This window comes from Microcoleus sp. PH2017_09_SFU_O_A (assembly GCF_020738625.1).
GTDB lineage: Bacteria > Cyanobacteriota > Cyanobacteriia > Cyanobacteriales > Microcoleaceae > Microcoleus.
The window spans coordinates 16677-42561 of sequence record NZ_JAEQCF010000033.1 but is presented as its reverse complement, the minus strand read 5'-3'; the positions used below and the strand labels follow the sequence as shown (position 1 = coordinate 42561).

At 44.9% G+C, this 25885-nt stretch carries 20 protein-coding genes; 6 read left to right on the top strand and 14 right to left on the bottom strand.

The window, feature by feature from the left end; genetic code table 11:
- Window positions 1-241: 241 nt before the first annotated feature.
- Both JGK16_RS14295 and JGK16_RS14290 read right to left on the bottom strand, forming a co-directional pair.
- A complete protein-coding gene (locus JGK16_RS14295) occupies window positions 242-949 on the bottom strand; it encodes an ABC transporter ATP-binding protein (RefSeq protein ID WP_293181702.1) in 708 nt (235 codons plus the stop codon).
- A 60-nt stretch (window positions 950-1009) separates the two neighbouring features.
- On the bottom strand, window positions 1010-1789 hold the full coding sequence (locus JGK16_RS14290; RefSeq protein ID WP_293181701.1) for an ABC transporter ATP-binding protein: 780 nt from the start codon (window positions 1787-1789) through the stop codon (window positions 1010-1012).
- A 426-nt stretch (window positions 1790-2215) separates the two neighbouring features.
- Between JGK16_RS14290 and dpdF the strand changes: the two genes are divergently transcribed.
- Genes dpdF through JGK16_RS14270 form a run of 4 tightly spaced genes read left to right on the top strand, consistent with a single transcriptional unit; the run spans window position 2216 to window position 9256 of the window.
- A complete protein-coding gene (gene dpdF / locus JGK16_RS14285) occupies window positions 2216-4582 on the top strand; it encodes a protein DpdF (protein WP_293190850.1) in 2367 nt (788 codons plus the stop codon).
- Window positions 4579-5463, top strand: coding sequence for a protein DpdG (dpdG, locus tag JGK16_RS14280; protein WP_293190847.1), 885 nt, complete (start codon window positions 4579-4581; stop codon window positions 5461-5463). Before dpdF ends, dpdG begins: the two co-directional genes overlap by 4 nt.
- The gene (gene dpdH, locus JGK16_RS14275) at window positions 5460-8543 is read left to right on the top strand and encodes a protein DpdH (RefSeq protein ID WP_293190845.1); all 3084 of its coding nucleotides are present in this window, start codon (window positions 5460-5462) and stop codon (window positions 8541-8543) included. Before dpdG ends, dpdH begins: the two co-directional genes overlap by 4 nt.
- A gap of 5 nt (window positions 8544-8548) precedes the next feature.
- Complete coding sequence (locus JGK16_RS14270; RefSeq protein ID WP_293181697.1) at window positions 8549-9256, top strand: hypothetical protein; 708 nt, start codon at window positions 8549-8551, stop codon at window positions 9254-9256.
- Between the two features lie 19 nt (window positions 9257-9275).
- Here the strand turns inward: JGK16_RS14270 and JGK16_RS14265 are convergent, their stop codons facing one another.
- A complete protein-coding gene (locus tag JGK16_RS14265; protein WP_293190843.1) occupies window positions 9276-10094 on the bottom strand; it encodes a class I SAM-dependent methyltransferase in 819 nt (272 codons plus the stop codon).
- A gap of 91 nt (window positions 10095-10185) precedes the next feature.
- The gene (locus JGK16_RS14260) at window positions 10186-11751 is read right to left on the bottom strand and encodes a branched-chain amino acid ABC transporter permease (RefSeq protein ID WP_293181695.1); all 1566 of its coding nucleotides are present in this window, start codon (window positions 11749-11751) and stop codon (window positions 10186-10188) included.
- A 324-nt stretch (window positions 11752-12075) separates the two neighbouring features.
- On the opposite strand from JGK16_RS14260, the gene JGK16_RS14255 reads away from it, so the two are divergent.
- On the top strand, window positions 12076-16698 hold the full coding sequence (locus tag JGK16_RS14255; protein ID WP_293181694.1) for a nitric oxide synthase oxygenase: 4623 nt from the start codon (window positions 12076-12078) through the stop codon (window positions 16696-16698).
- A gap of 182 nt (window positions 16699-16880) precedes the next feature.
- On the opposite strand, the gene JGK16_RS14250 is transcribed toward JGK16_RS14255, so the two are convergent.
- The 3 genes from JGK16_RS14250 to JGK16_RS14240 are packed head-to-tail and all read right to left on the bottom strand — an operon-like array spanning window position 16881 to window position 18712.
- On the bottom strand, window positions 16881-17216 hold the full coding sequence (locus JGK16_RS14250; RefSeq protein WP_293181693.1) for a XisI protein: 336 nt from the start codon (window positions 17214-17216) through the stop codon (window positions 16881-16883).
- Window positions 17204-17617 carry an element excision factor XisH family protein gene (locus JGK16_RS14245; RefSeq protein ID WP_293181692.1) on the bottom strand — a complete coding sequence of 138 codons (414 nt, stop codon included), beginning with the start codon at window positions 17615-17617 and terminating at the stop codon, window positions 17204-17206. The genes JGK16_RS14250 and JGK16_RS14245 overlap by 13 nt, the downstream gene beginning before the upstream one ends.
- Before the next feature lie 18 nt (window positions 17618-17635).
- Window positions 17636-18712, bottom strand: a complete 1077-nt coding sequence (locus tag JGK16_RS14240; RefSeq protein WP_293181691.1) for a branched-chain amino acid ABC transporter permease — start codon at window positions 18710-18712, stop codon at window positions 17636-17638.
- An 18-nt stretch (window positions 18713-18730) separates the two neighbouring features.
- On the opposite strand from JGK16_RS14240, the gene JGK16_RS14235 reads away from it, so the two are divergent.
- Window positions 18731-18982, top strand: a complete 252-nt coding sequence (locus JGK16_RS14235) for a hypothetical protein (RefSeq protein WP_293181689.1) — start codon at window positions 18731-18733, stop codon at window positions 18980-18982.
- Window positions 18983-18986: 4 nt separating this feature from the next.
- Here the strand turns inward: JGK16_RS14235 and JGK16_RS14230 are convergent, their stop codons facing one another.
- The 7 genes from JGK16_RS14230 to JGK16_RS14200 form a co-directional block, all read right to left on the bottom strand.
- On the bottom strand, window positions 18987-20348 hold the full coding sequence (locus tag JGK16_RS14230) for a branched-chain amino acid ABC transporter substrate-binding protein (RefSeq protein ID WP_293181687.1): 1362 nt from the start codon (window positions 20346-20348) through the stop codon (window positions 18987-18989).
- A 119-nt stretch (window positions 20349-20467) separates the two neighbouring features.
- The gene (locus JGK16_RS14225; protein WP_293181685.1) at window positions 20468-20722 is read right to left on the bottom strand and encodes a hypothetical protein; all 255 of its coding nucleotides are present in this window, start codon (window positions 20720-20722) and stop codon (window positions 20468-20470) included.
- 102 nt (window positions 20723-20824) lie between these two features.
- Window positions 20825-21115 (bottom strand): hypothetical protein, encoded by a 291-nt coding sequence (locus JGK16_RS14220; protein ID WP_293181683.1) that lies wholly within the window; start codon window positions 21113-21115, stop codon window positions 20825-20827.
- The gene (locus JGK16_RS14215) at window positions 21096-21329 is read right to left on the bottom strand and encodes a hypothetical protein (RefSeq protein WP_293181681.1); all 234 of its coding nucleotides are present in this window, start codon (window positions 21327-21329) and stop codon (window positions 21096-21098) included. Before JGK16_RS14215 ends, JGK16_RS14220 begins: the two co-directional genes overlap by 20 nt.
- The gene (locus JGK16_RS14210; protein ID WP_293181679.1) at window positions 21326-22459 is read right to left on the bottom strand and encodes an AAA family ATPase; all 1134 of its coding nucleotides are present in this window, start codon (window positions 22457-22459) and stop codon (window positions 21326-21328) included. Before JGK16_RS14210 ends, JGK16_RS14215 begins: the two co-directional genes overlap by 4 nt.
- A 250-nt stretch (window positions 22460-22709) precedes the next feature.
- Window positions 22710-24161, bottom strand: coding sequence for an NAD(P)/FAD-dependent oxidoreductase (locus tag JGK16_RS14205; RefSeq protein ID WP_293190840.1), 1452 nt, complete (start codon window positions 24159-24161; stop codon window positions 22710-22712).
- 127 nt (window positions 24162-24288) lie between these two features.
- Window positions 24289-25320: a glycosyltransferase family A protein gene (locus JGK16_RS14200; RefSeq protein WP_293181752.1), complete on the bottom strand. Its 1032-nt coding sequence runs from the start codon at window positions 25318-25320 to the stop codon at window positions 24289-24291.
- Between the last annotated feature and the right edge of the window lie 565 nt (window positions 25321-25885).

Here is a 25885-nt window from a genome sequence, read left to right as displayed (position 1 = left end):
CTCGCACTACCATAAAAAATGCTTCTTGCAAAACTGAGATGCTCCCAGTTTCAATAACCAATAGGGTGCATCTCTTTTTTGCAAATATATTCGTAGGGGCGAAGCATTCCGGCAGTAAATCTCTGGCGATCGCTAATAAATTGTCTGCCGGAATGCTTCGCCCTTACAAAATTGAGATGCACCTAACCAATAACCAATCACCAATGCCCAATTCCCAATTCCCAATGCCCAATTCCCATATTTAACTTTCACCTAAATAGGCTTTGCGAACAGTTTCATTTGACTGCAAATCGCTAGCACTACCAGCCACTACAACCTCACCAGTTTGGATCACATAGCCGCGGTGGGCTACACTTAAAGCCATGCGAGCGTTTTGTTCCACGAGTAAAATAGTTGTACCTTCAGCATTAATATCGCGGACGATCGCAAAAATTTGACTGACTAACATCGGCGCCAAACCCATACTCGGTTCGTCCAACAATAGCAAACGGGGGCGGGACATCAAAGCGCGGGCGATCGCCAGCATTTGCTGTTCCCCGCCGCTGAGAGTGCCCCCTTTTTGACTAATTCTTTCTCGCAAACGGGGAAATAAATTTAAAGCTTTTTCCATATCCGACTTGATACCCAGAGTATCGTTGCGTAGATAAGCACCCATTTCCAGGTTTTCTTGCACCGTCATCCGCGGAAAAATCAACCTTCCTTCCGGGCTTTGAGAAATGCCCAAACGGACGATCGCCTCTGTAGACAGCGATTCCAAAGGCTTACCCTCAAATAATACAGTGCCGCTGCGCGGGCGCAGCAATCCTTGAATCGTGCGGAGAGTGGTAGTTTTCCCCGCCCCGTTGCTACCAATTAAAGTCACAACTTCTCCCTCCTTAACCGTTAATGAGACTCCTTTGAGGGCGTGAATATTTCCGTAATAGGTATGAATATCTTGAATTTCTAGCATAATTACTCTTTGTCGGCTATCTTTATATAGATTTTAATCAAAACACGGACATATTTACCATTACCCGTTGGCATCTTCTTCTTTTCCCAAATAAGCCTCAATCACGCGAGGATCTGCGCGAACTTCATCGGGAGTTCCCTCAGCAATTTTAGTACCGTACTCCATTACACTCACGCGATCGCTAATTCCCATCACCACTTTCATATCGTGTTCGATCAGCAAAATACTCAAATCCAACTCATCCCGAATCCGGTAAATAAACCGAGTTAGATCGGCCGTTTCATTCGGGTTCATCCCCGCAGTCGGTTCGTCCAACAGCAAAACTTTTGGGTCAGATGCCAAAGCCCTCGCAATTTCCAATCTGCGCTGGTCGCCGTAGGAAAGGTTTTTTGCCAACTCCGGCGCTTTCTTCACGCCTAAACCGACAAAATCTAGCATAGTCAGCGCTTTTATTTTAGCTTCCCGTTCCTCCGAATTCACAGTCGGAGGGCGGAGGATTGCACCCAACAAACCAGCTTTTAAACGGCAATGTCTGCCTACTAAAATATTATCCAACACAGTCATGTTGTTGAACAATCGGATATTTTGAAAAGTTCTAGCAATCCCGAAAGTTGTCAGGCGATCGGGCGGTAAACCTGTGATATTTTTATTTTCCAGTACCAACTGGCCCGCACTCGGTTTGTAGATGCCGGTCAGCATATTAAAGAATGTGGTTTTACCCGCACCGTTGGGGCCAATCAAACTGGCGATCGATCCTTTTTCTAAGGTTAAGCTGACTTGATTTACCGCAGTCAAGCCGCCGAATCGCATTGTCAGTTGCTGTGCTTCTAATAGTGACATTTTGGTTGTGTTTCCTAATATTAGTTAAGCTGTGATACCAATTTTTTATGAGGGTGCATAGAATCTGATCCCCCCTAACCCCCCGAATAGTCGGGGGGGCCAAGAGTTACTCAAAGTCCCCCGACTATTCGGGGGATGCGAGGGGGATCGGGATATGTGCAACTTCACATTAAATTGGTAAGAGAGTTCGGATTCTATATAATACCAAATCTGATCTGTTAAAGTGCGTCAGCTTGGCTGTGGTGGGATGCTCGTTACGACAAGGAAAAATTAGGGCCTCGGAATGCGTTACATAAAGTCTTAGGCTAAGCTTTATAACTGGGTTTCAGCTTAACGACGACAAAAAGGGTGGAAAATTAAATTACACTGATATTTGGTCGCGGGCGATCGGCTACTATAGTAGGGGGTATTGTTGAGGTCGGAATTATGATGAAGCTTGGTTTGCTGGTGCGATCGCAAAACCTCTCCGCAGAAAAATCTCCAAACAACGACTTAGGAATCGGAAAAGTTACCGAGCTATCCTACTCTACAGCAACGGTTGAATACTTCTGCTCGATCGGGCAACGCCTAGAAAAAATCTTACCCTTAACTTCGCTTTCTAGAGTTCGACTCCCGCCTCAGACACGATGTTACATCCAGCCAGAAAACCAGGATACATGGATAATTGGTCGAATTTTTGACTGGGACGAAGATAAAAGTCTGTATCGCATCGATCTACCCGATAAAAAGATAGCATTAGTTGCCGAACAGGAAATTTACGTTCGCTGCAACCTACCCATCGATGATCCCATCGAAATTCTAGCGATGAAAGGTCAGGAAACGCCTTACTTTCACGATCGGCGTTTAGCTTTTGTCCGGTGTCTGATCCAACAGGGCGCCGTCAGTCGCGGGATGACAGGGCTGATTTCTGCCAATATTGACCTTTATCCCCATCAAGTTGAAGTTGTCCGCCGCGTGCTCGAAGACCCGATTCAACGCTATCTTTTAGCTGATGAAGTTGGACTGGGAAAGACGATCGAAGCAGGTGCTATTCTGCGCCAGTATCTCCTCGATGAACCCCAGGGACGTGCAGTGGTAATTGTACCGCAATACCTGCGGGAACAGTGGCTTCAAGAATTAGAAAATAAATTCTATCTCTCTGACTTTCTCTCTGAATTTGCCGATCGCGTCCAGGTACTTGCTGTAGAGGATGTCGATCGAGTCAGCCCGAATGCCGCTTTGGGCTTCCTGATTTTAGATACCCTGGAAACTTTATTCGGAAAACCCGGCCCGTTTCAAGTGATATCTGCCGTGCAATTGCGACCAGAACCCTCTTACTGGTTTGCTTGGTGTCAAAGTGCAGAAATCAGAAAACAGCGACTAATTGAAGCTGTTTATCATCTCCCTCGCCCTCTGATTGTTTACGCCACCAAACGCGAAGATGTCAGGCGGTGGCAACAGGATTTGTTGCGTGCTGGATTCAAGCGGTGTGCGATGATGACCGGAGAATCTAGCACAACAGAATGCTCTCAACTGATTCAAGACTTGCGCGAGAGACGAGTTGATATAGTAGTTGCTACTTCGGCTTTCGGATTGGGCGTCGATCAGTCAGATGTTCGAGCCGTAATTCATGCCTGCATCCCCGAAACTATCGATCGATTCTATCAAGAAGTCGGTCGCGGAGGTCGAGACGGCAAGGCTGCAATTTCCCTCGCACTGCATACCGATGAAGACCTAAAAATTGCCAAGTATCTTAACGAAAAATCTGCAATTACGATCGAACGGGGTTTGCAGCGGTGGGAAAGTATGTTTCTCAAAAAAGAACCCTCGATCGATGGTCGGTTTCGCGTTCTTGTCAATATTCCTCCATCTTTACAACTAGCAGATATTGACATGAACAGCGAACAGAATCAGGCTTGGAACATCCGCACTTTAACGCTGATGAGTCGGGCAAGTTTAATCGAAATGGATGCCGATCGACCGCCGCTTATCAAAAATTTTGAATCGAAAGACGCTTATCAAAAAGCTTGGGAACTGCACCGAGAATCCCGCTTTATTCGGATTCTAGATGAATCCCATCTGAAAAAACAAACCTGGGAACAGAAAGTAGAACCAATTCGCCAGCAAAGCCAAAACAGGAGCTATAAAAACTTGGAATTGATGCGCGAGGCTTTGCGATCGGAACGCTGTATTTCGGAAATCTTAGCTGAAGCTTACACTATAGGCGATCGTGCAATACCAGAACCGAGAAAGCAGGTGATAGTTTCTCGTGCTTGTGGCGGATGTCCTGTTTGCCGAAAAAACCGGGAATCAATATTTTCGGGAATTATGCCCGCGCCGATATCTGTATGGCAAAACCCTAAACTTTTTGTAGGTAAAGAACTAGAACGATTGCTAGCAGGAGATAAATTAATGCTGATTTTCTATGAATCTATGGAGGAGAAAAGTTGGAAACGCAAAAGCCCTCAAGTTTTTCAATGGTTGACGGAGCAAGGAATTAAGAATTTAGTTGTTACTCGCGAATTTCATAGTACATTAATTAAAGAACCAAATCTAATCCCAGATGCTTTTATATTTTTGTTTGAAAAATACCAACCCATTCTGATGCCGCGCATTCCTACCCTGATCTTTCATCCACCAGGAAAGGCTATTCCTGAGAAATATCTGTCACCAAACAGAACTTCTGACGCGCCGCTGATTATCGTGCTTCCGGTAGATACAGCAGATCCCAGTCGCAATGACCGCAAGCTAATTGATATTTTTCCAGGTAAATATTTTATGTTTAACCACTTTTGTACGGAGGTGAATTTATGAGCGTATTAAAAACTGCTTTGGCTGCTCCTAGCCGAATGCGAGGCATATTTAGATATTTACTTCAAGCACCCAAACAGCGAGAAAACAGGGAAAAACTCACTGGGTTGCTTTCTCCCGATAAATTATCAGAAGGGAGAAACAAAGGTGCGGAACATCCGATGTTTGATGCTGCACTGCGAGAAAGTATCAAGTGCGGTTTATTAATCGAAGAAAACGAGGATATTGCTATAAATTTTAATCTTACTGAAGAAGCTCGACATCCTCAAACTGGCGATAAGTTGTTGCCGGATACGCTGGTACAGCTATTTTTCGCTTCTGATAATGAAGATGAAGCAGATTTAGGCAGGTTAATAGCATGGTATTTAGCCCAAGATATTTATGATGCTCCCGATACATGGGAAAAAGTAGAACAGCTTGTCGCAGAGCAGGGAGTTGCTGAGTCTTTAGATTTGAAAATATCCAGTAATACTTTGTCCGGTCAAGTCGAGGATTGGATGTGTTATTTTGGGTTTGCTTGGAGTCATGCTTTAGGAGGAAACAAAAGAATAGTTGCCGAGCCAACTGCTTACCTCAAACGCAATTTAAAAGAGTTATTTCAAGGAGAAGTGCAAGCTAAACTTTCGATCGCAGATTTCGTCGATCGTTTAGCCGAAAAATGTCCTCTGTTTGAAACTGGCAAATTTCGAGAACAAGTTGAGGATAAAATCGGTTCTCGCTTGCCAAATCATTTATCAACTAGCACAGCTTTTGCTTTATTCCGCCTTCAGGATGATGGCTGCATCCAGCTTATAAAAGAGTCGGATGCCGATTTATTCATCCTTCCAATTGGTGACAAAGAAGCAGGATTTTCTCATATTATTTGGACGGGAGTAGAACTATGACTTTTACAAAATTTGTTTGCTGGGATGTCGATCGCGTTCGCCGCGTGATGGGTGTGGAAGCTACCCAAACGGCAGATAGTATATTTCTGGCAACTCACCATCCGATCGCCATGTACCGCCAGGAACTTATCGAAATACCGTCGCAAGTTCGCTACAGTGAGGAACAATTTCTGAAGGATTTTCTGGCAGAACAAGATTTCGCTTTCGTACCAGTTTTAGGAAGTTCTGGCACAGGAAAATCTCACCTGATTCGGTGGCTAGCCGCCAATATTGAATCGACACAAAAGCGTCGAGTTTTGCTGATTCCCAAAATAGGAACGAATCTCAAAGATATTATCAGTTTAATATTAGAAGGGATGGCAGGAGCCACCTTCGATGAATACCGGCAGCGTTTAAATCGAGCCACTAGCACCTTGACTGAAGCACAAGCGCGGGAACAAACTCTGAATCAGCTTGCTGCTGCGGTTGGCCCAAATGGTCGGGGCGATCGCACTAATCTTTCTGATGCACAAGATTACCTAGTTGATGTAATTGACTCTTTTTTATACGATCCATTTTTCCGAGAACACTGGCTAAAGGATGAAGGTATTATTCATCAATTAGTTATCCACATTCTCGGACATCGAGATACGGTAGAAATTGTGGAAGAACGGCGGCAATTTTCGCTTGAGGACTTGCCTCTAAATGTTTTAGACTTGCAAAAAGCTGGGGAGCGATCGCGGGAATTTTATAGCTTGTTAATCGGCGATGATGATATCCAAAAGGAAACTGTAGATTGGTTGAACCGACATTTAGATGAAGCGATCGCTCAGGTTTTGAGCCTCGGGCGGGAAGACTTGCAAAGATTAATGCGAGAAGTTCGCGAAACTTTAGCCGAAGAAGGAGTAGAATTAGTTTTGCTAATTGAAGATTTTGCGAAATTTCAAGGAATCGATCGCGAAGTTTTAGAAGCTGTTTTAGCGAGGCCGCAACAAGCCGGAGGCAAATCTTTGTGCGCGATCCGAACGGCGCTAGCTTGTACTACGGGCTATTTTGACGGTTTGAGGTTAGATACTGTAAAACAGCGGATTACTTTTAGCGTTAATCTCGATGTCGGTACAGTTGGAAAACAACAATCTTTAGTGAATTATGCAGATATCAAACAATTTGTGGCGCGATATCTCAACGCGGTGCGTTTGGAGGATAAAATAATTCAAGATTGGGCTAAGTCTCGCAATGATGAAGATTCAGATAAAGCAGCTTTAAGTAGTGCTTGCAGTGAATGCGAACACAAACTAGCTTGTCATGCAGGTTTTGGAGAAGCGGACGGTTTTGGTTTGTATCCCTTCACGCCTGAAGCCTTAGAGCAGATGCTTGCTAGGGTAAACCCCGAAACTTTTAAACCTCGATTTTTGATTAAAGATGTTCTCAAGTGGACGCTAGAAAATTCTATTTCCGATCTTCAGCATGGAGAATTTCCTGCTATTTCTGTGCGGGAACATTTTGGTAAGATGCGTCTGAGTGCAATGGTTCAGGCAGATATTAAAGCCAAAGACCAACAAAATTACGATCGCCGCCAAACTCTCCTAGATTTGTGGACTGATAGTAACGAGCTTTGCGATTTGCGCCCGGGAATTCACTCTGCATTCGATCTTCCTGCACTGGGCCTGAAGGTACATTCGACTAAAGTTTCACCATCTGTTTCGCGGGCTAAAGAGTCTAGAACTTCGGTTAATAATTATCAAGTTGAGGCGCAATCTCAAACTGAAAAAGTTTCGGAAAAGCTGACGAATCAACTGCAAATTCTCGATCGCTGGAACAACCAAGATATTCTCCCGCAAGATATCGGTGGAGAACTGCGACCGTTGATTTACTCAGCGATCGGCGAGCGGATAGAATGGGACACAGAAATGCTGCTTAAGGGGAGTTTTGCTAGTAGTGGGACAACATACTTTAAAAGCAGAAATATTACTTTTTTCAGTCCAAAAGTGACAAGGGAGACGATTTCTGGAGTTAAATTATCTCTTCCCCTTAATCCTGATGATGCAGATGAGTTTCGAGAAAGCGCGATCGCCTTTCAAGCCATTTTGCAGTACAATCATTACAAGCATTGGAAGTTCCCCGAGGGCGATCGCTACTTCCGCACCTACGCCAAACAACTGGAAAGATGGAGTCAGTATGTTGTTGGCCAGATTCGCCTGTATCCCCGCGAGTCTGGGGAACCCTGGAGTCCTGTACCTGCGGCAGTTGAGCTACTGGCGATCGCAGCAACAATGGCCGGAAATCCTGCAAATTCGATGGAAGATTTGATTAATAGTTTGTTTCTCGACTTAGAAGCAAAAGATTTAGAAAATCGTTCAGCTAACTGGAAAAAGCTATTTAATAGCTTGAAAAACCAGCGCGAGGCTTTACTAGAAATTGTTACCAGCCGCACGGCTTGCACAAAAGGAAGTTCTAAACAATTTCAGATTATTGATGTTGTACAAATCCTCGATCCATTGCAACAGGTTAGCAAATCTTGGCAACTTCAATGTGAAATTCCGGTCGATGTTCGAGAAAAGTTTCCCGAAATCAATAAAGCGCGTCAAGCTGCGGATGAAATGCTAGAAACAGCGATTCAAGAAGAGTGCGATCGGCAACTTGCTGTTTACAATTCTCTCATATCTGAATTAGGAGAAGACATCAAGAAAAAAAATGTTATCGATTTAGTCAAAAAGGCGATCGATAGTTCAAAAGAAGCTGGTGTATTTCGAGGGAGAAAGAGTGGCGATGACCTAAAATTAGTATTGGAACAGTTTAAACGAGTTGGGCTTTCTAGCTATTTAGAAACAATGAAGCGCGTGCAAGCTGAGAAAGATAATTCAGATAGCAAACCGAGCAAGCTGCTTAAATATCTCAGCGAAAATCATCAAAAAGCAATGACAGAAGCTTCGGAATTTCTCGGAAACACTAACAATTTTCTTGATGCTTCTATAAGCGATGTCAATAACCAGATTGAACTACTAGAAAGGTCAGGTGGCGCGACAGTAGAATCTTGCCATAGAGCTATTCAAGATGGATTGGCTAGACTGCGAAATCTAATTACTGAAATTAAAGGATAGATAATATGCTTGTCGAAAAATCCACTCAACTGATTGAGTTATCTCAAAAAAGAATTAATCTTCAGAGGTATGCAACTAATCTTCAAGGCTTTCAATCTCGACAACAACAAATCGAGCAAGCTGTCGCTGGAACTCTACCTCTCGTTCAATGTTTGAGAGCTTTTCATCAAAGAGGACTTGCTAATTTTGCTTTAGCTCAAAAAGCAGATACCCTACTGATATTTATTACGGATGTTGAGGCAGAATTTAAAGCAGATCCTGAGTGGATCATAGACAATAAAAATTTTAACAAAAAGAATTTCACTACTAGGATAGAGCAATTGCAAAAAGCTCTAGAAGACCAATTGAGTCAAGCTTGGCAGTGCTATCGAAATCAAAATAAGCCCAGCACTAATCATGAAATCCTGAATTTATTGGATAAAGTTTCGGCATTTAAGCCAACTGTTCAACGGATTAGAAGTTTAGATTTGCAAATTCGGGAGTCTAACTCAATTCCCCAAAGCATTGAGGATTTTGAGAAAGTCGATCGGCTAATTGAGCAATTAAAGCAGTGCTGGGATGGCTTAAATGCTGATGAGGTTCCTGAAGCAGTGCTTCGTTTTCTGAGAGTTGCTGCTAATGAGGGTGCTACCCTGAGTCTTTTAACGCCAGAGGTAAAAGATTGGTTGGCTAAAAACCGTCTGATTGATTCTTTACGAATTCGCTTGACTTAATTATGTTATGTTCGATATTTTAGACTGCATTTTCTAACGTACAAACAAAGTAGAATTTTAATAGATTAGATTCTAGGGAACGGTGAGGGCGGTATTGTTGGTGCAACTCCGCAGTTGAGAAGTTGTCAATAATTTTGAGTTGGAGTTCTTCAGTCAAAGTTTCAATATTTTCAAATCCAGTAATCCACGGCGCATACATACTTTCGTATTTATCGATGTAATCATTGATATCTTGGTAGCCCGTGGTTCTTGCAATCACCTTTTCCGACATATAATCAAAGGACAACTTGAAAGATTTAACATTGTCGCGAATTTTTTCTAATACAAATATGACATCTTTCTTGGCAAGTAAGGTAGTGTTACCTTCCCATAAAAAGTATGTAGCTTGCTCAAAATCAAAATCGTTCTGTTTCAGCAAAGCGATTAAATCATCTTGCACGTAATCGCCGGGAATGTAGCGGACATTGGCTGTAACTTTGTTAGCTTTGAGAGTTGAGGCTTTTAATTCAAGTGTCGCGCGATCGTCTATTTCCCAATAAGCCACTGATTCTCCATTCATTCTCGCAGCGCGAGTATCCAAACCCGATCCTAAAATCACGACTTGCTTGCAGCCTGCTAAAATTTGATTTGACAACACATCGTCAAAATATTTAGTACGCAACTTAATCATTTCTTTAGCCGCCGGAGAGTTTTGAGCTATTTCGCCCGCAATTCTTTTTGTTTCCTCATTCAGCCAAATTTTGACTACATTGTCGGTGTAAAGAGGAGCAGTTTCTGCATTTTCTTCTGCTCTAAATTCTGCGACAACAAAAGCAGTTGCTGTTACATTCTTACTCATTGCTCATTTTCCCCCTTAACTATTAGATATTTCCAGAAAGTCCTTTCTTGAACAGGCAAGATGCCTGTTCCACAAGAATTATTGGATGGATCTATTGATTTCTCGCATCTGCTAAAGTCTGATTGTTCGCCTCAGCATCATCATGCAATTCTGCTTGATGAATTTTATCGGGAATCAGCCCTTCCGGCCGCACGATCATCATCACAACTAAAGTTAAACCGAAGAGAAATAAACGCATTTGAATCGGGTCTAAACTGGTGGCGAGAAAGTCTGCTAACTGCGGAATTGCTATTCTCGGCAACACAAAAGTATTCATAAAACCTTTGAGGACTTGGGCGAGTTGGGGTAGATAAAGCCGATCGGCAGACATGATAATGATACCGCCCAAAATCACGCCTGTCATGTTGCCCAAACCGCCTAAAATCACCATGCACAGGATGATGACGGAGACTGAGAAATCGAAGACGCTGGGAAAAATGGCGCTGATATAAGCTGCGTAAAATGCGCCTGCAAACCCCGAAAATGTCGCTCCCATTGCAAAAGCCGAAAGTTTGGTTTTGACGAGGTTAATGCCCATGGCACTCGCTGCTAATTCATCTTCGCGCATGGCATTCCATGCCCTTCCCAAACGGGAATCTTGCAGCCGCGAAATCATGAAATATGCGAAGACAACTAGCAGCAAAATTAGGTAGTACCAGGGAAAGTAGTTACCGGTGCTGAATGTGCCGACGATCGGGAGAGATGGACGCCCGATCGGGTTTATGCCCGCTTCGCCGCCGGTGAGGTTAAAAGGTCGATCGCACCCAACGAGACAAAGCACCAATTCCGGCTTACCCAAAACAGCAGCGACTATCTTCGAGATTGGTTCGTCGATGCGAATCGCGGTTAAATTTCTAAATACCACCGGAATAATTTCACCAAAGCCGAGGGTGACGATCGCCAAATAATCGCCCTTGAGTCGCAGTGTCGGAATACCGAGGATAACGCCCGATAGGCCAGCTACACCAGCGGCGATCGGCAAAACCACCCAAAAGTTCCAAGCAATATTTACCTGTCCCGAAGATAGCAAAGCCGTCGTGTAAGCGCCGATCGCAAAAAACGCCGCATATCCCAAATCCAACAAGCCCGCAAAACCCACAGTAATATTCAAACCCAGCGCCAACATAATAAAGATTTGAATCTGTACTACCGTAGCAATCCAGCCGGTCTTAGCCTCAAGATCGATAAACGGAAACAGAATTAAGATAAAAGCTAATGTTACCAGAGTAGCCTGTCGCTGGCGTTCTCCCTGCAAACCCTGCAAAGCGCCCATTAACGTAGCTGTCAAAATTGCGATCGTCAAACTGCAAATTCCGTGCAGTAAAGTAGTCGGCAAATCCACCGCAGATTGACCAGAAAAAGGTCGAATCACAACTCCTTCGAGGACGCTAGCAACTAACAGCCAAACTCCCAATCCCAATCCGGCTAAACTGCCAATTGTCGCACCCATTTTCGGGTTGTTAACCTTCTGTTCCTGACCAGCCATAAAGCCTGCGGCTGTGCCCATCAGCCAGCCGATGACGGTGCCGCTCCAACCGCCGAATAGGAGGACTGTCAAAAAGGCGATCGCTCCTAGAATACCACTAGATTTAATTGCTTTGATTATTTTGTTTGACATAGAAGAAGGAAGAAGGAAGAGGGAAGAAGGAAGAGGGAAGAGGGAGTGATATCAAATTGGGAGCGGCTATCCCTCGGTTTGAAACCAGGGAATATTTAATGGGGCTACTGTATTGCACTCAATTGAGAAGTGCTATGTTACAAATAAACATAAATTTTAATTGTATCTATCGACACAACATTAAGTATTTTTTCAGTAATATAACTTAGCACGATCGCGGACTATTTTTTATCTTGAATATAAGATAATATACTTTAAGCTTTTGCTACACAGGTGCACGACACCTAGCCTGCTTGCTCTTCTTACATAATTTTCCTGCCTAGTATGCACAATAATCCACGAATTATCCACTTAACCGAGGTTTCGGCGACCGATTTCCCCACTTCCGACAACTACAGGTACAAGTGCCGCGTGCAGATGCTCTCCGATGAGGGACAACCTTTGTTGCAAAAGGATTCCTTTAGCCGCAAGCAACCAAGCTGGTTATTGGATCTGAAAAACAACGGAGACTGCACGATCGCCATTACCCTATGCTACCGGGAAGGAGATATTACTCTGCCCTGGCAGGATGCCGCAACGGTCACATTGGCGACGCAGGATTACCTCAATGGTGAAACCAGCGCCGAGTTAGAATTTCCGATCGCCAACTGGAATCTAGCACCTCAGTTGAAGTTGAAAACTCGCCTTACCCAAAGTACCAGTGACGTAAGTAGCAGCACGCTGACGCTGTTGGGACATTCGGGAAATCGTCGCCTCCACGCGCCAGCAAGTCAGAGCAACGGCCAAAATGAATTCGAGATGCCCGAAGCGGTTCCCCTCACACCGCAAGAGGAAGTAATTGTCAAAGACGTTTGGAACAAGCTGCGGGCGTGGAAAGAATTGCAAATGGAAAAGTTCTTGAAGCGCCTCTTGCTGGAGGCTCCAGAACTAGAGTACATCTTTGGGGATGCCCTCGACACCGTAAGCGACTACTTTTTTGAGTTGCTTGACTGTTGCGTACATCAGCTTCAGCCTTATACCCAGAACGTGATTTCGGAACCTCTGATGGGGGTGCCGGCAGAAAAAGGTGATAGCTTCGATAATGTTCAGGATTACGGAGCGCTGTTTGCCGATATGGGGATGCGTCCTCATCACTGGTTGAAAGCCCGGCAGGTGTGGATGTGGATGTTGCCGTCGATTCCGTACCTAGAAGAGTACGATCGCGAAAATCTAGCAAAAGGAACCCACTCCGCTGTTTACCGATTTTTCAACACCGATGTGATTGTCCCAATGGTAGAGGCGATGCGTCGCTACGAAGAGGCAATGCTTCCAGATGTCAAGCAACGCATGGCGGATTCTTTAACCATCCTCAGACAGAATACGCAGCAGATTGGAGAGGCATTTTTTCAAACTCTATTTGAAAAATACCCGTTCATGCTGCCTATTTTTGGACGGACAAACATGGATTATCTGTCCTTGAACCTGTTTGAGGTATTGGAATTTTTGGTTAACTGCTTCCACGGCGGCAGTAGAGACGAACTAATTCAAGATCTCCGCGTGTATATCTTTAATGAGATTGACACAGACGGGACTGGAACAATCTCTATTGAGGAACTCATCGATTACTCGCGCAAGTCCGGGCTATCCATCCCCATCAGCGAGTTGAACGATCTGTTTGCTCGCGTAGATGTCGATGGTAGTGGCGAGATTGACTTTGATGAATTTGAAGAGTTGATAGTCCAGCAGTTAGGAACCCAGGTGAGTATTGATGATATACCCTCCTGCGCCTATGCTGGTATGGTACAGGTATTGGTGCTCATACTTGAGAAGTATGTGCCAGACTTCACCCCTGAGTTAGGGCACGCATGGCAGACGTTGTTCGATCGCGTTATTAACGTGATGAAGTTGCCCAAGCTGAATGAGGAGCGATTTCTCAAAAAAGCCAAGCAGTATTTGAAGCAGATTGCTACCGAGCAAGAATGGGAACCGGAGGATCAAGCGCGGCGTTGGGTAGAAATCCAAGAGGAAGTGAAAGCCACAGGCACTTACACCCACACCTACGAAGAATTAGCCTATGGGGCACAGTTGTCGTGGCGCAATGCTTCCAAGTGTATTGCTCGAATTCAGTGGAATAATATGGTGGTGCGCGATCGCCGCTATGTCACCAACCCCGACGAGATGTTTCGCGAGTTAGAAGAACACCTGCGATACGCCACGAATGGGGGCAATATTCAAATTACGATGACCGTCTTCCGTCCCAAACAGCCGAAGGAACGCTGGGGCCCACGCGTCTGGAATTCCCAATTGATTCGCTATGCCGCTTACGAGCAACCGAACGGGAGTATTATGGGCGATGGCGCCAACTTTGAGCTCACCGCAGCAATCTTAAAACTCGGCTGGCAACCACCGGAACCACGCACACCCTACGACATCCTCCCCCTAGTGATTGAAGTCCCAGGAATGGAACCGAAATTCTATGAGTTTCATCAAGACGATGTACTGGAAGTGGAAATTGAGCATCCCACAATTCCAGAGTTCAAGTCCCTCGGCTTTCGGTGGTATGCCATCCCAGCCATCAGCAACTTCCGCATGGACATCGGCGGCATTACCTACGCCTGCCTTCCTTTCAATGGCTGGTACATGGGTACCGAGATTATGCGGGATTTCTTGGAAGATTGGCGCTACGACAAAACGGAGGACATCGCCAAAGTTCTCAAGCTGGATACCAGTTCTGAGCAAACGTTGTGGCGCGATCGCGTAGCATTAGAACTCAACATCGCTATCCTATACTCATTCCAAAAAGCTAAAGTTTCGATGGTGGATCACCAGACTGCCTCCAAACAATTCATCGCCCACGACTTGCGCGAAAAGAAAGCAGGGCGCGAGTGTCCGGCAGATTGGGGTTGGGTCGTACCACCCTCTGGAGGGAGTACCTGCCCAGTCTGGCATCACCAGATGCGCGACTTTTACCTAGACCCTGCCTATCACTATGGAGCCGATCGATGGACAGTGGAAGACGGCATTGACCTGGAAAAATTCATCACTACTACCGACGAGGACGACAACAAGCAAGACCGCATCCTGATTCTCTACGCCTCTGAAACAGGTACAGCCGAAGGCTTTGCGCGGAAAGCCTCCCGTCAACTCCAGCGCTACAAAGCGAAAGTGATGGCCCTCGATGAATACAATACCGATACCCTTGCCTCTGAAAAGCTCCTCCTAATCGTCACCTCCACCTTCGGTAATGGCGAAATCCCCGGAAACGGCCAAAAATTCCTTCAGTGGTTGAAGAAACAGCCTGCGGGTTCCCTCAGTGGGTTGAGCTATTCCATCCTCGGCATTGGCAGTACCGTTTACGAACACTTCTGTGCTGCGGCAATTTCGGTAGATAAAACACTCGCAAAGGCAGGGGCTAACTGCATTGTGCCGTTGCATAAAGGGGATGAAATTAAGGGACAGGCAGACACCTTCAAACAGTGGCTGGGACTCATCTCCCGCGTTTTAGGTGAGGATGTCACCTCCGCAGATGCCACAACCGCATCCGCCCCAAAACTCAACGTTACCTTCTTAAATGAGGCAGAAGCGGCAACCGTTGCCCCTCTAGCCGTGAGTGGAGATAAAGCCATCGAAGTTCCTGTCGTCGCAAATCAAGAACTGCTCCAAGAGGTGATTCCTGGTAGTCGTTCTACTCGTTATATCATGTTCGATATTTCCGATAGCAATTTGCAATACGAAACCGGCGATCACGTTGCTATTTATCCTTGCAATCCACCAGAATTAGTACAGCGGTTGTGCGATCGCCTTTCAGTCACCCCTAATACCTATTTCACAGCTAGTTACGTAACACCAGATGGCACTCAAATAGAAGACCAACCCCCCATTGCCGTCCCAACAACCGTAGGTCAGGTTTTCTCCGAAGAACTCGATCTAGCTTTGCGGGAACCCTTCAACGAACTGCTTACCTACCTGTACTCCGTAGCCCAAAATCCCCAGGAGAAACATCGCCTAGAAACCTGGCTGGAGATTCTCCGGCAGGTAGACGACAATGCCGACAGCGTTTTGCTCAAGAAAACGATCGCAGACAACTTCATGAGTGTTCTCGATCTATTTGATGAGTTTCCCTCAGCAGAGATTACCCTCGCCACCCTACTAGAGTTGCTGCCGAAGCAAAAGCCACGCCTATACTCGATTTCCTCCTCTCCCTTGCTCCATCCCCAGCACCTACAAATCACCGTTGGCGTGCTGCAAATCAAAACCGACGCAGGCAAAGTCCGTCAAGGACTCTGTTCCAACTACCTAGCTGGACTGGAACCCGGAGCGAAGGTTCGCATTGGTGTCCGTACTTCTAGCTTCCGTCCGCCTAGCGAACTCGATGCACCGATGCTGATGGTAGGACCGGGTACAGGGGTCTCTCCCCTGATTGCTTTCCTTCAGTACCGAGATGCCTTGTTGCAGCAAGGACAACCCTTGGGCGATGCTACCTTATACTTTGGCTGTCGCAATCACAGTGACTTCCTCTATCAGGAGCAGATGCAGACGTGGCAGAATCAAGGTGTACTTTCGGGTCTGGAAGTAGCATTCTCCCGTCTTGGAGACCAAAAGCTGTACGTGCAGAACCTCATGCAGCAAAACTCCCAGGATGTCTGGAAGCTGCTGAGTCATCCTAAGTGTCACTACTACGTTTGTGGGGATGCGAAGATGGCGGATGATGTGTTTGAAGTGATGCTCTCTATTGCCAAAACCGAAGGCGGTTTATCTCACATCGAAGCCGCCGTGTTCTTCGACAATATGAAGCAAGAAAAGCGTTTCACGAGCGATGTTTGGGGCGTGCAGTTGAACTTCAAACAAGCTATCAAACAGGTGCAAAAAGATAACTACTCTAAAGCCGAAGGGTGGCTAATTCGGGTGCAGCAGTCAAGTGACAGTGAAGCACCAGTCAAGGAATTGGCGCAACCGCTAACTGTCTAACATTTGGGACTGTTAGCATTAACAAAAGGAGCTGGAAGCGAGAAGACTTCCAGCTCCTTTTGTTAATTTTGTTTGAATTGATTGATATCAATTCCGGTTGCACCGGAATGATTGTTGACTGTTGACTGTTGACTGTTGACTGTTGACTGCTGCGATCGCTTCTGGATTTGCAAGCGTATATTTCAGGCGATCGCAAATCCGGTATGCTTGCGTACTTCAGGCGAATGAAACGCCAAAACAATGCAGTTTTCAGGAACACCACCCTCCAGTAATTCATCAGTAATGCCGTCTTCCATACCATCATAATGAATCCAGAGTTTACCGTTGCGAATTTCAACGTGAATGAGGCAATAGTGGAGTCGCTTGTGCCCCTCCCAGCCTTCAGTCATCAATAAAAAATCATTTCGGTCTTCGCTGACAATGACTTTGTTATTAATCTCGGCGTAATTGTAGGGTAGGCTGGCATAGTACGACAGGATTTTATAAATCAACTCACGGTATTCATCTAGTTTATCCATCTGGTAACAACCTCCTGAATAGGATCGATAACGATAATTTTCATTGCTCTATCCTCAAGTACGACTTGCACGATATCCTCCTGAAAGAAGCTGGTATAAATCTCTTCAGTAATGGCTAGGTATAGGGCGCGATATGGCTCTCTTTTAGAGAGTATTTTTAAGTACAAACTGTATTGTCCGATCGCATTTTCCCAATCTTTGACTAGAGACTTGCCGACAAAACTTTTGATTTCAACTGCAATTTTTTGTCCCTCGCGTTCGGCTGCTAGTAACTTTTTAGCTCCCAAATCCACAAACACACTGCGCGAACCAAATTGCAGAGTCAGAGGATCGTCTGTAATTATCCACCCATCCTTTTCTAAAGCAGTCCTTATTTGATAATGATAAATGTCTTTTGCCATTTTTTCAACCCTGCACCTTTAAACCTTCTCCTGAACATTCTCACCCAACAAACCGCCCGGCCGGAAAGCCAAAATCACCACCAAAACTCCAAACACCCAAGCATTAGTCCAGCGACTCGACAAATACTGATCGCTCAAAGACGACAACACCCCAATCAAAACCCCTCCTAACATCGCCCCGACAATATTGCCAATCCCCCCCAAAACAGCCGCCGTAAAAGCCCTCAACCCCGCCGTAAAACCCATCGTAAACACGATCGTATTATTGTACAAACCGACCAAAATCCCAGCCGAACCAGCCAAAGCCCCACCAATCAAAAAAGTCAGAGCAATAATCTGATCGACATTAATTCCCATAATTTTAGCAGCATCGCGGCTTTGAGCAGTTGCCCGCATCGCCTTTCCCAGACGAGTGTACTGCACAAACACATGAAGCAAAACCATTAATACCAGAGCCACCACCAACACAATTAAATCTTTTGTAGTAAATACAATACTTGTTTGAATTCCCATAGCTTTGAGAATATCAACTCGCGGCAACAAATCGGGGAAGCTTTTCGGAGCCGCCGAATTAGAACCCATCACCGGAATAAAAGCTTTCAATCCTCCCCAAAATAATCCCAGATTTTGGAAAATAAAAGAAACCCCGATCGCCGAAATTAACGGAGCCAAACGAGGAGCATTTCGCAAAGGACGATAAGCATACTTTTCGACCACAATATTTAGTCCAGCACAAAACACCGAACATACAACCAAAGCGACTAACATCACCGGTATCGCAACACTTAAAGGTGCGCCGTCTTGAATCCCAAAAGCCCCGAAAACAGTCAGCGAAGCAAAAGCACCCAACATATACAAATCGCCGTGAGCAAAATTGATCAGCTCAATAATGCCGTAAACCATCGTGTAACCCAAAGCAATAATTGCAATCAGCGCCCCGTTGACCAAACCCACTAACAACTGTTGAATCAACACTTCTGGGCTGCGGACTATTTCGCCAATAATTTTCGGTAAGTCAAATCCTGCGATCGGGCCTAACAACAAAACTATATACGCTACACCTATATATAAGAGAATACTTTTCCAGTTTTTCATAATTATTGGAATTGGGAATTGGGAATTGGGAATTGGGAATTGGGAATTGGGAATTGGGCATGGGGAAGTTCTACTCGTTCCCAGGCTCTGCCTGGTAACGCAGATCCGGAGGCTCTGCCTCCAATTTTTATACTAGAAAAGCGAGACAATCTTCCTACTAGAAAAGCGAGGCAATTTTCCTGGTATAAGAGCGAGGCAGAGCCTCTAGACATCGGTTCCCAGGCAGAGCCGGGGAACCAGTTAACCAGTCAACTGACAACAGTCAACTGACTAATTATTCAGTCTTAAGTGCACTCACAAATTCCCACTTACCAGCTTTAACAACATTTCCTGACATTGTAGTCAAGCTAGTATCACCATTAGCATCAAAACTCCAATTGCCAAGTACGCCGTTAAAATCTTTAGTTGCCAAAACAGCATCGCGGATAGCCGCGCGGTCATTTTTGCAAACCTTATTAATTGCGCCGATAATCACCTTAGCAGATTCATAAGCATAAGCTGCATAAGCTTCTGGTTCAGCATTATATTTTGCCTTGTAGCTTTCATACCACTTCGCACCAACGCCAGTCAATTCTTTAGGAGGCAAACCACCAAAAGTAGCATAAACTCCTTCAGCATCTTTGCCTCCGGCATCAATTAAAGCTTGTTCTTTAATGCCATCCGGGCCCATGAATTTAACTGCATCAGCAGTCATCCCGACATTTCTCATGTCTTTAATGATTTGTCCAGCATTACTTTGAGTAGTGCCACCAAAGTAAATCATGTCGGGATTTAAAGCTTTGATCTTATTCATTAAAGCTTTGTAATCACTGGCTTTGATATCAATTCCCTCCCGGCCGAGGACTTGAATTTCCAACTTTTTAGCAGTTGCTTCAAAAACGTCAGCAATACCTTTGCCATACAGTTCTTGGTCGTCGAGGATGTAGACTTTTTTAACTCCTAAAGATTTCGCCCAGTTGCCAGCTACAGAGCCTTGGAGGTCGTCTGCGGGGACAACGCGACCGAAATTGCGAGTGCCTGTAGGGTAATAAACGTTGGGTTCTTTCGGCTCACCTTTTCCTGGTTTTGTCAAGCCCGGATAGGTGGTAGCGGGACTCACCATCGCTATATTGGCTTGGTTGAGCACGGGAATTGAAAGTTTGGCGGCACCGGAGTTGTAATGACCGATCGCACCAACTACCGAACCATCCGCTGCTACTTTGTTAGCATTCGATGTGACTTGGCTGGGATCCCATTTGCCAGCCGCAGCAGTCGCGTCATCGAGAATCTCGTATTCGATTTTGATTTTGCCATCGCAGGCTTTAGAGTCGGTTTCGGCAAGGGCTTGTTTGACACCGTTGACCATTGTTTGAGCTTGACCCAAGGCGCTGCCTGTCATGGGGAGCATGGAGACTATTTTGACGGTATTTGGGTCTCCGGGGGTGCTAACGACGATGGGAGAGGCTGCGGGAGAGCTTCCAGGACTGCTGCCGGGGGTTGTGGCGCTTGGTGTTTGGGGACTCTGACAACTGGCGCAGAGAGAGGCTATGCCGGCGGCGAGGAGTAATGTCCGCAGCCCGCCGGTGTTGAGATTTTGTGTTGGGTTGGTTTTTGTGGATGTGGGACTTTTGCCCCCTGATTTTTCTGAAAAGTTCATAGGTTGGTTTGTTTGTTGCTTGCGTCTTAGCATATTTTCACTCTCTAAGTCTGTAAGTCAAGACTTAGCACAAGTTAAAAAAATTTGTCTCAACTGTGAATTTTAGTTGGACTGGCGTATCAGACATTGATGCCATCCCAGAGTTCCTCAATGGGGAATGTTTGTCCCGTTTTGGCTTGGTGGAGGGAGGTTTTCAGATCAGCGAGGATTTGGTCGTTGGAGTCGGTGTCTGAATCAAAATCTGAGTCGAAGTCTGGGGCGATCGCGGTTTGTGTCCGACTGGTCAAAAATTCTAGGAATGTCAGGGTTTGCTCTAAAAGCGATTCAGGAGTTCGTTCGATCGCTTCTAGAAGGCGTTGTTTAATCAGCGACATAAGATGATATCTCAATCTAGCTCTTCTTATTTTATCAGTATGTGGTCAAGAGTTAGCACAAGATGCTCAGATATCGACAAAACGCATTCATTCCTCGTTGACTTAATTAAACAGAAATGGTTTAACAGATAGAATCATACGATCTAACTCTGTTTTGTTGTGTTTGAGAAGATCGTGTCCCCATAATCCATTCGTGTTATTATTGGAACAGTCATTTGCAAGGGCTTCTCCGATATTTTCAAAATTCTTTCTAATATCGCTCCTTAACTTCTCTGGTTCAGATAATACTCCAAGAACAAATACTCTATTTTCTAAATCCTCGGGAATCCGCTCCTTTACATAACTAAACCTATCTTCATAATTTTCATCAAAATCAATCAGCAAGACCATCATTCTTTCTTTCTGGAAATTTTTTCTTCATTTCAGAGGCATGATTTTTTAGGAATTTCTCCACAACTTTTTCCCAACCACCAGCAGGCCGCTCAATCTGAATAGCTCTGGAGTAAAGGTCTAGAAAATTATTAAATCCATTTACGATCTCTTCATTAGCACGGTCTTCTGGCAACACAACAACATGAGACTTGTATGGATTTTGCTTCTCTTTCATAATTCTATGTCGCCGCGAATCAAGGTATCTACAAGATCGCCACTGACAGGTATATCACTGAGCAACCTAACTAAGGTTGGCTCTAAGTGACTTTTTCGATCGAGTACAAAGGTATTTTCATTTGAAAACTTTCTGATTGCTTCTTCATTATGTGAGGTCGCTATAATCTGACCGCTATCCTTAAATGAGCGTCGTAGTGATGTAAGAAAATGTCCAACCTCTGACAGAGAAAGATAGTTATCAGGTTCGTCCCAAAAGCAAAAAAGTGGGCCGTAATACTTGTTAGCAGCTAAGACAACAGCACAAAGAAAAAAGCATTTCTCCCCATCAGATAAGTCTTTAAAGTCAACACTCAGATTGGCATTCTTTTCTTCAAACCGAACAATCATACTTTTAGAGTCTTTCCCGATTTGTTCATTCAGAAAATCCTGAAAGTCAGGCATAACTTCTTGGAGGTATCTGTAAGCCTGTGTGTAGGCAGCAGGGTAGCGACTGAGTAACCCAGAGAACCACTCCCCAAAATTTGAACCGTCTCGTTTTGGCTCCAACGTTTCCCCGTTAGAGTCTCCAGTCATCAGGCTTGGGATCGGGGCTAAAATAATCGTGCGCGCCAGCCAAGTCTTGAAAATACGAAGCGGATCGGTTTCTGATTGTTCTTGAATCACTGGAAGAGCAACGAGATGCCAATCCACCAGAAACTTAGCTTCAGGATTTCGCGGGCTGGTGTAATGAATAGTGACTTGGGCTTCCTTGCGAGAGTAAATTGGATTTCCTGAAATTAACAGTTGCTCTTCAAAAACTCGAAGCTCTCTAAAGTTTTCTGGTAATTCCAATGCCAGAATATATTTGTATAATTTATTGTCAAGTAATACTTCTATCTCAAATCGAATTGGAACATCAGACCTGCCTCGATTGAAATCTTTCGGGTCGATAAGACCAAGATGATTTTTATCAAAATCACGCATTCTGTTAATGCCTCGACCGATGTGTTGAAGGATTTCCAATACAACGCGGATGGTTGATTTACCTGCACCATTTTTCCCAATTAAAAGGGAGGATGGCATCTCTTTGAGAATCAGTTCAAAGTTCTCCAGGCATCTGAAGTTATGTACGTATAGTCTTTGGAGCATAGAAAAACGACTCCGAGGAGTGAAAAGTTAAAAAAATGGTCAGCTTACTTAACCAATATACAATATTTCCACTTCACAACACCTAAATAGGTTGTGGTAAATGTAGGCGAGTCACCCCGTACCTACGCCGGATGAAGCGACGCAACTGATCGGGGGATTGCCCCTACAAGATTATGCGGAAAATATGAACGGGCGATCGCCATTTCAGGTGTGATTTAACTCACATTGTCACAACTACAATCCCCAAATATCAACTAGACTGCGCCATCAAATCCGAATCCTTTTTTTCCTTAGACCGATCGACACTAAAGTCTTCATAGTACGATCGCTCAGTATTCACATCCCACAAATCGTGCTTTTCCCCAAGCAGATTTCTCACCGCCAGCATCCCCGTCAGCATAGAATGGTCTTGGTTGTTGTATCGGTGCATACCATTTCGCCCGATCGTCTGCAAATTCTCAATCCCAGTCAAAAAACCTTCCAAAACCCGCAAATGTCCGCGATATTCGGCATCGTAAACAGGATAAGCCTTCGGCTGCCTCAGCACCACCCCATCCTCAACATCCGCAGCTTTTGCCAAACCCAACTCAACCAACTCGCGAGTTGCTAACTCCACAAGTTCAGCATCCGACATTACCCAAAGTTCCTCGCCTTCATTGCAAAAATACTCCATTCCCAAACAAGTTTTGCTCGCATCGGGAACCAATGCAGCACTCCAATTCTTAAAATTCTGAATCCGTCCGACTTTCACTTCGGGAGAATGAATGTAAATCCAGTTGTCAGGAAACAAACTTGGGCGATCGACAATCAGCGATACAATCAAAAAATCTCGATATTTTAGCGATCGCGCCGCGTGCAACACTGGCTCAGGCGGCTGCGGTTTCATCCGTGCTACCAGCGCCGATATCGGCATACTTGTAATGAAATTATCCGCCGAATATTCAACTATTTCTCCGTTATGTTCAGCAGTAATAGTTTTAATTTTATTACCTTCACGCTCAAAGCTAATCACCTTAGTATCGAGATAAACTTTGCCGTCTTTAGCTTCCACAGCTTCAGCGAACTTTTCCCACATCATCCCCGGCCCCAAAGCCGGATAGTCAAACTCTTTGATTAAAGTTTTAGTATCATTACTACCAAACAAAGCATTAATTATTGCGGTTGTCAGTGACAGCCCCTTAATCCGTTGCGCCGCCCAATCTGCTTGAATTTCCGAACAGGGAATTCCCCAAACTTTTTCTGTATAAGTCTTAAAAAATGTTTTGTACAAGCGATCGCCAAAACGATTGATTACCCACTGTTCAAAAGTTTCTTCTTTGGGAAGCGGCCAGAGTCTAACTCTCAGATAGCTCAAAATAATTAGCGCACTCTCAATTATCCCCAAATTAAACAGAGTATTGAAGGCCCCGATCGGATAGTTAAAAAATTTACCTCTATAAAAAATTCGCGACAAGCGCGGCACTTTAATAAACTCATTTCCCAGTACCTCTTGCCACAACTGCTGCACCGCTGCAACTTTAGTATAAAATCGGTGGCCGCCAATGTCGAAACGATAGCCTTTGTAGCTTTCGGTGCGGGCCAACCCGCCAACTTTATCCCCTTTTTCGAGTACAACAGGGACGATCCCTTGCTTGACTAGCTCGTAAGCAGCCGTCAAACCCGCAGGCCCAGCACCGACGATCGCCACAGGATAATGTTTCACTCAGCCTACCTCCAGCCTTTTTATTGCACTATACAATTATTTATAACTTCTAAAATTAATATATGCACCAGTGAATACCCTGATAAAATATCGATCGGCTGGAAGTTGAAGGACAATTTGCCTTGATTTATTGAGCGGATACTGGCAACCTAACTTTGCCAGTCAACAGCTTTTTTTGGGATAAGTGACGACCCGTGCCGATCGCAAATGCCAGTCCGCTGTAAAAATAGAAAAGCCAGTGCCAAGGAATGGTTTTCAGCGCAAATAAGATACCGTGTTTTTGCTGAAAAAATCGATAAAGCTCTGAATTAATTGCTACTAAGGGTATTGCCAGCAACCCAGCCAATAGCAGAAAGTTCAGCGACCAGCACGTCCCCACCACTGCCAGCAGCATGGCATAAGTTAAAACTACACTAATTCGGTTCGATACTTGCAAGTTGAGGTCATTATTCAATTTGCGATCGCGCCAAATCAGTTCAGTCCAAGGCAGCGCTCGGTAAAAAAAGTCAGCCTTCACCATCCCCACCGCTTCCCAGCGCTTTAAATGCTTGACTTGCAATGTTTTGCACAATCGAATTTTATAACCGGCTTGTTTCAAACGGTAGCCCAGCTCAATATCCTCGATCGAAGCTTGGCGGTAACTCTCATTAAAGCCACCCATCTGCAAAAAAATTTCCCGGCGAATCACTCCGCAAGCGCCCCAAAAAGTCGAAGCTTCTTCATTACCTGTTTGGTGCACGTAGTGGTGGAGCAAGTTCCTGTACTGCGATAAAAAATCGGGATCTCCAGGAGCATCGTCATAGGAACCGATCAAAGCAGCTAAGTAGGGATTATTTTTGAACACCGATTTCGCATAACCCACAGCCTCAGGACAAACAGCGACATCAGCATCCACAAAAAACAGAATATCTCCCTTCGCAGCTTGCGCTCCAAAATTTCTGGCTCGGGCGGGGCCGCCGCATTCGGGAATTCTGATGACTTTGGCGCCGAATTCCTTGGCCAGACGCCAAGAACCGTCGCTTTCCCCATCTGCTACTACAATAATCTCGATCGGCTTCGGTCTAGCTTGAGCCAGCTTTGACAAACAGGTGCGGAAGTAAGCTCCCCCATTGTGGACTGGGATAATTACGGATACAGTCGGTTCGTTAGTATAAATCATTACCGAGTTTGTTTTGAATTGCATGGAAAACCAATGATTGAATTTCAATGCTCCTACTTTACGAAAAGTAAAATCAGCTCTACATTTTTGTTTATAACCCGATTTCTGTTTATCTTCAACTAATTTTTTTGCTGGCAATGTAGGCTGCATTGATCCCCATTCATGCCTGTATTCTAAGCCACATCTGGCTGAGACTCACCTGATGAAGACAACAGCTTTACGAAATCTTTATATATATCATTGTTTTTGTAAACCTTCTAAAAAGCCCCACCAGCCATTGTGTTTCAGAGTATTCCACCGCACAAGAATTTGATTTTTTTTGACCGTAACAAGTATAAAAAGCAACATATGATATACTGAGACTCTCCGGCGATCGCGAGTTGCCCAGTACAGTTGATTTTATATATGCGATCGGCGAGTCACTCCTGCACCAAGTCTGTATCCAGACTGCTATGTCAATGCACATTTGATGAGTTTTGGCAATATATTTCAAATATACGCCTGCAAATTTTCGACGGTGTGCGATCGACCTTACCACTTTGTTAAGATACCATTAAATCGGTGC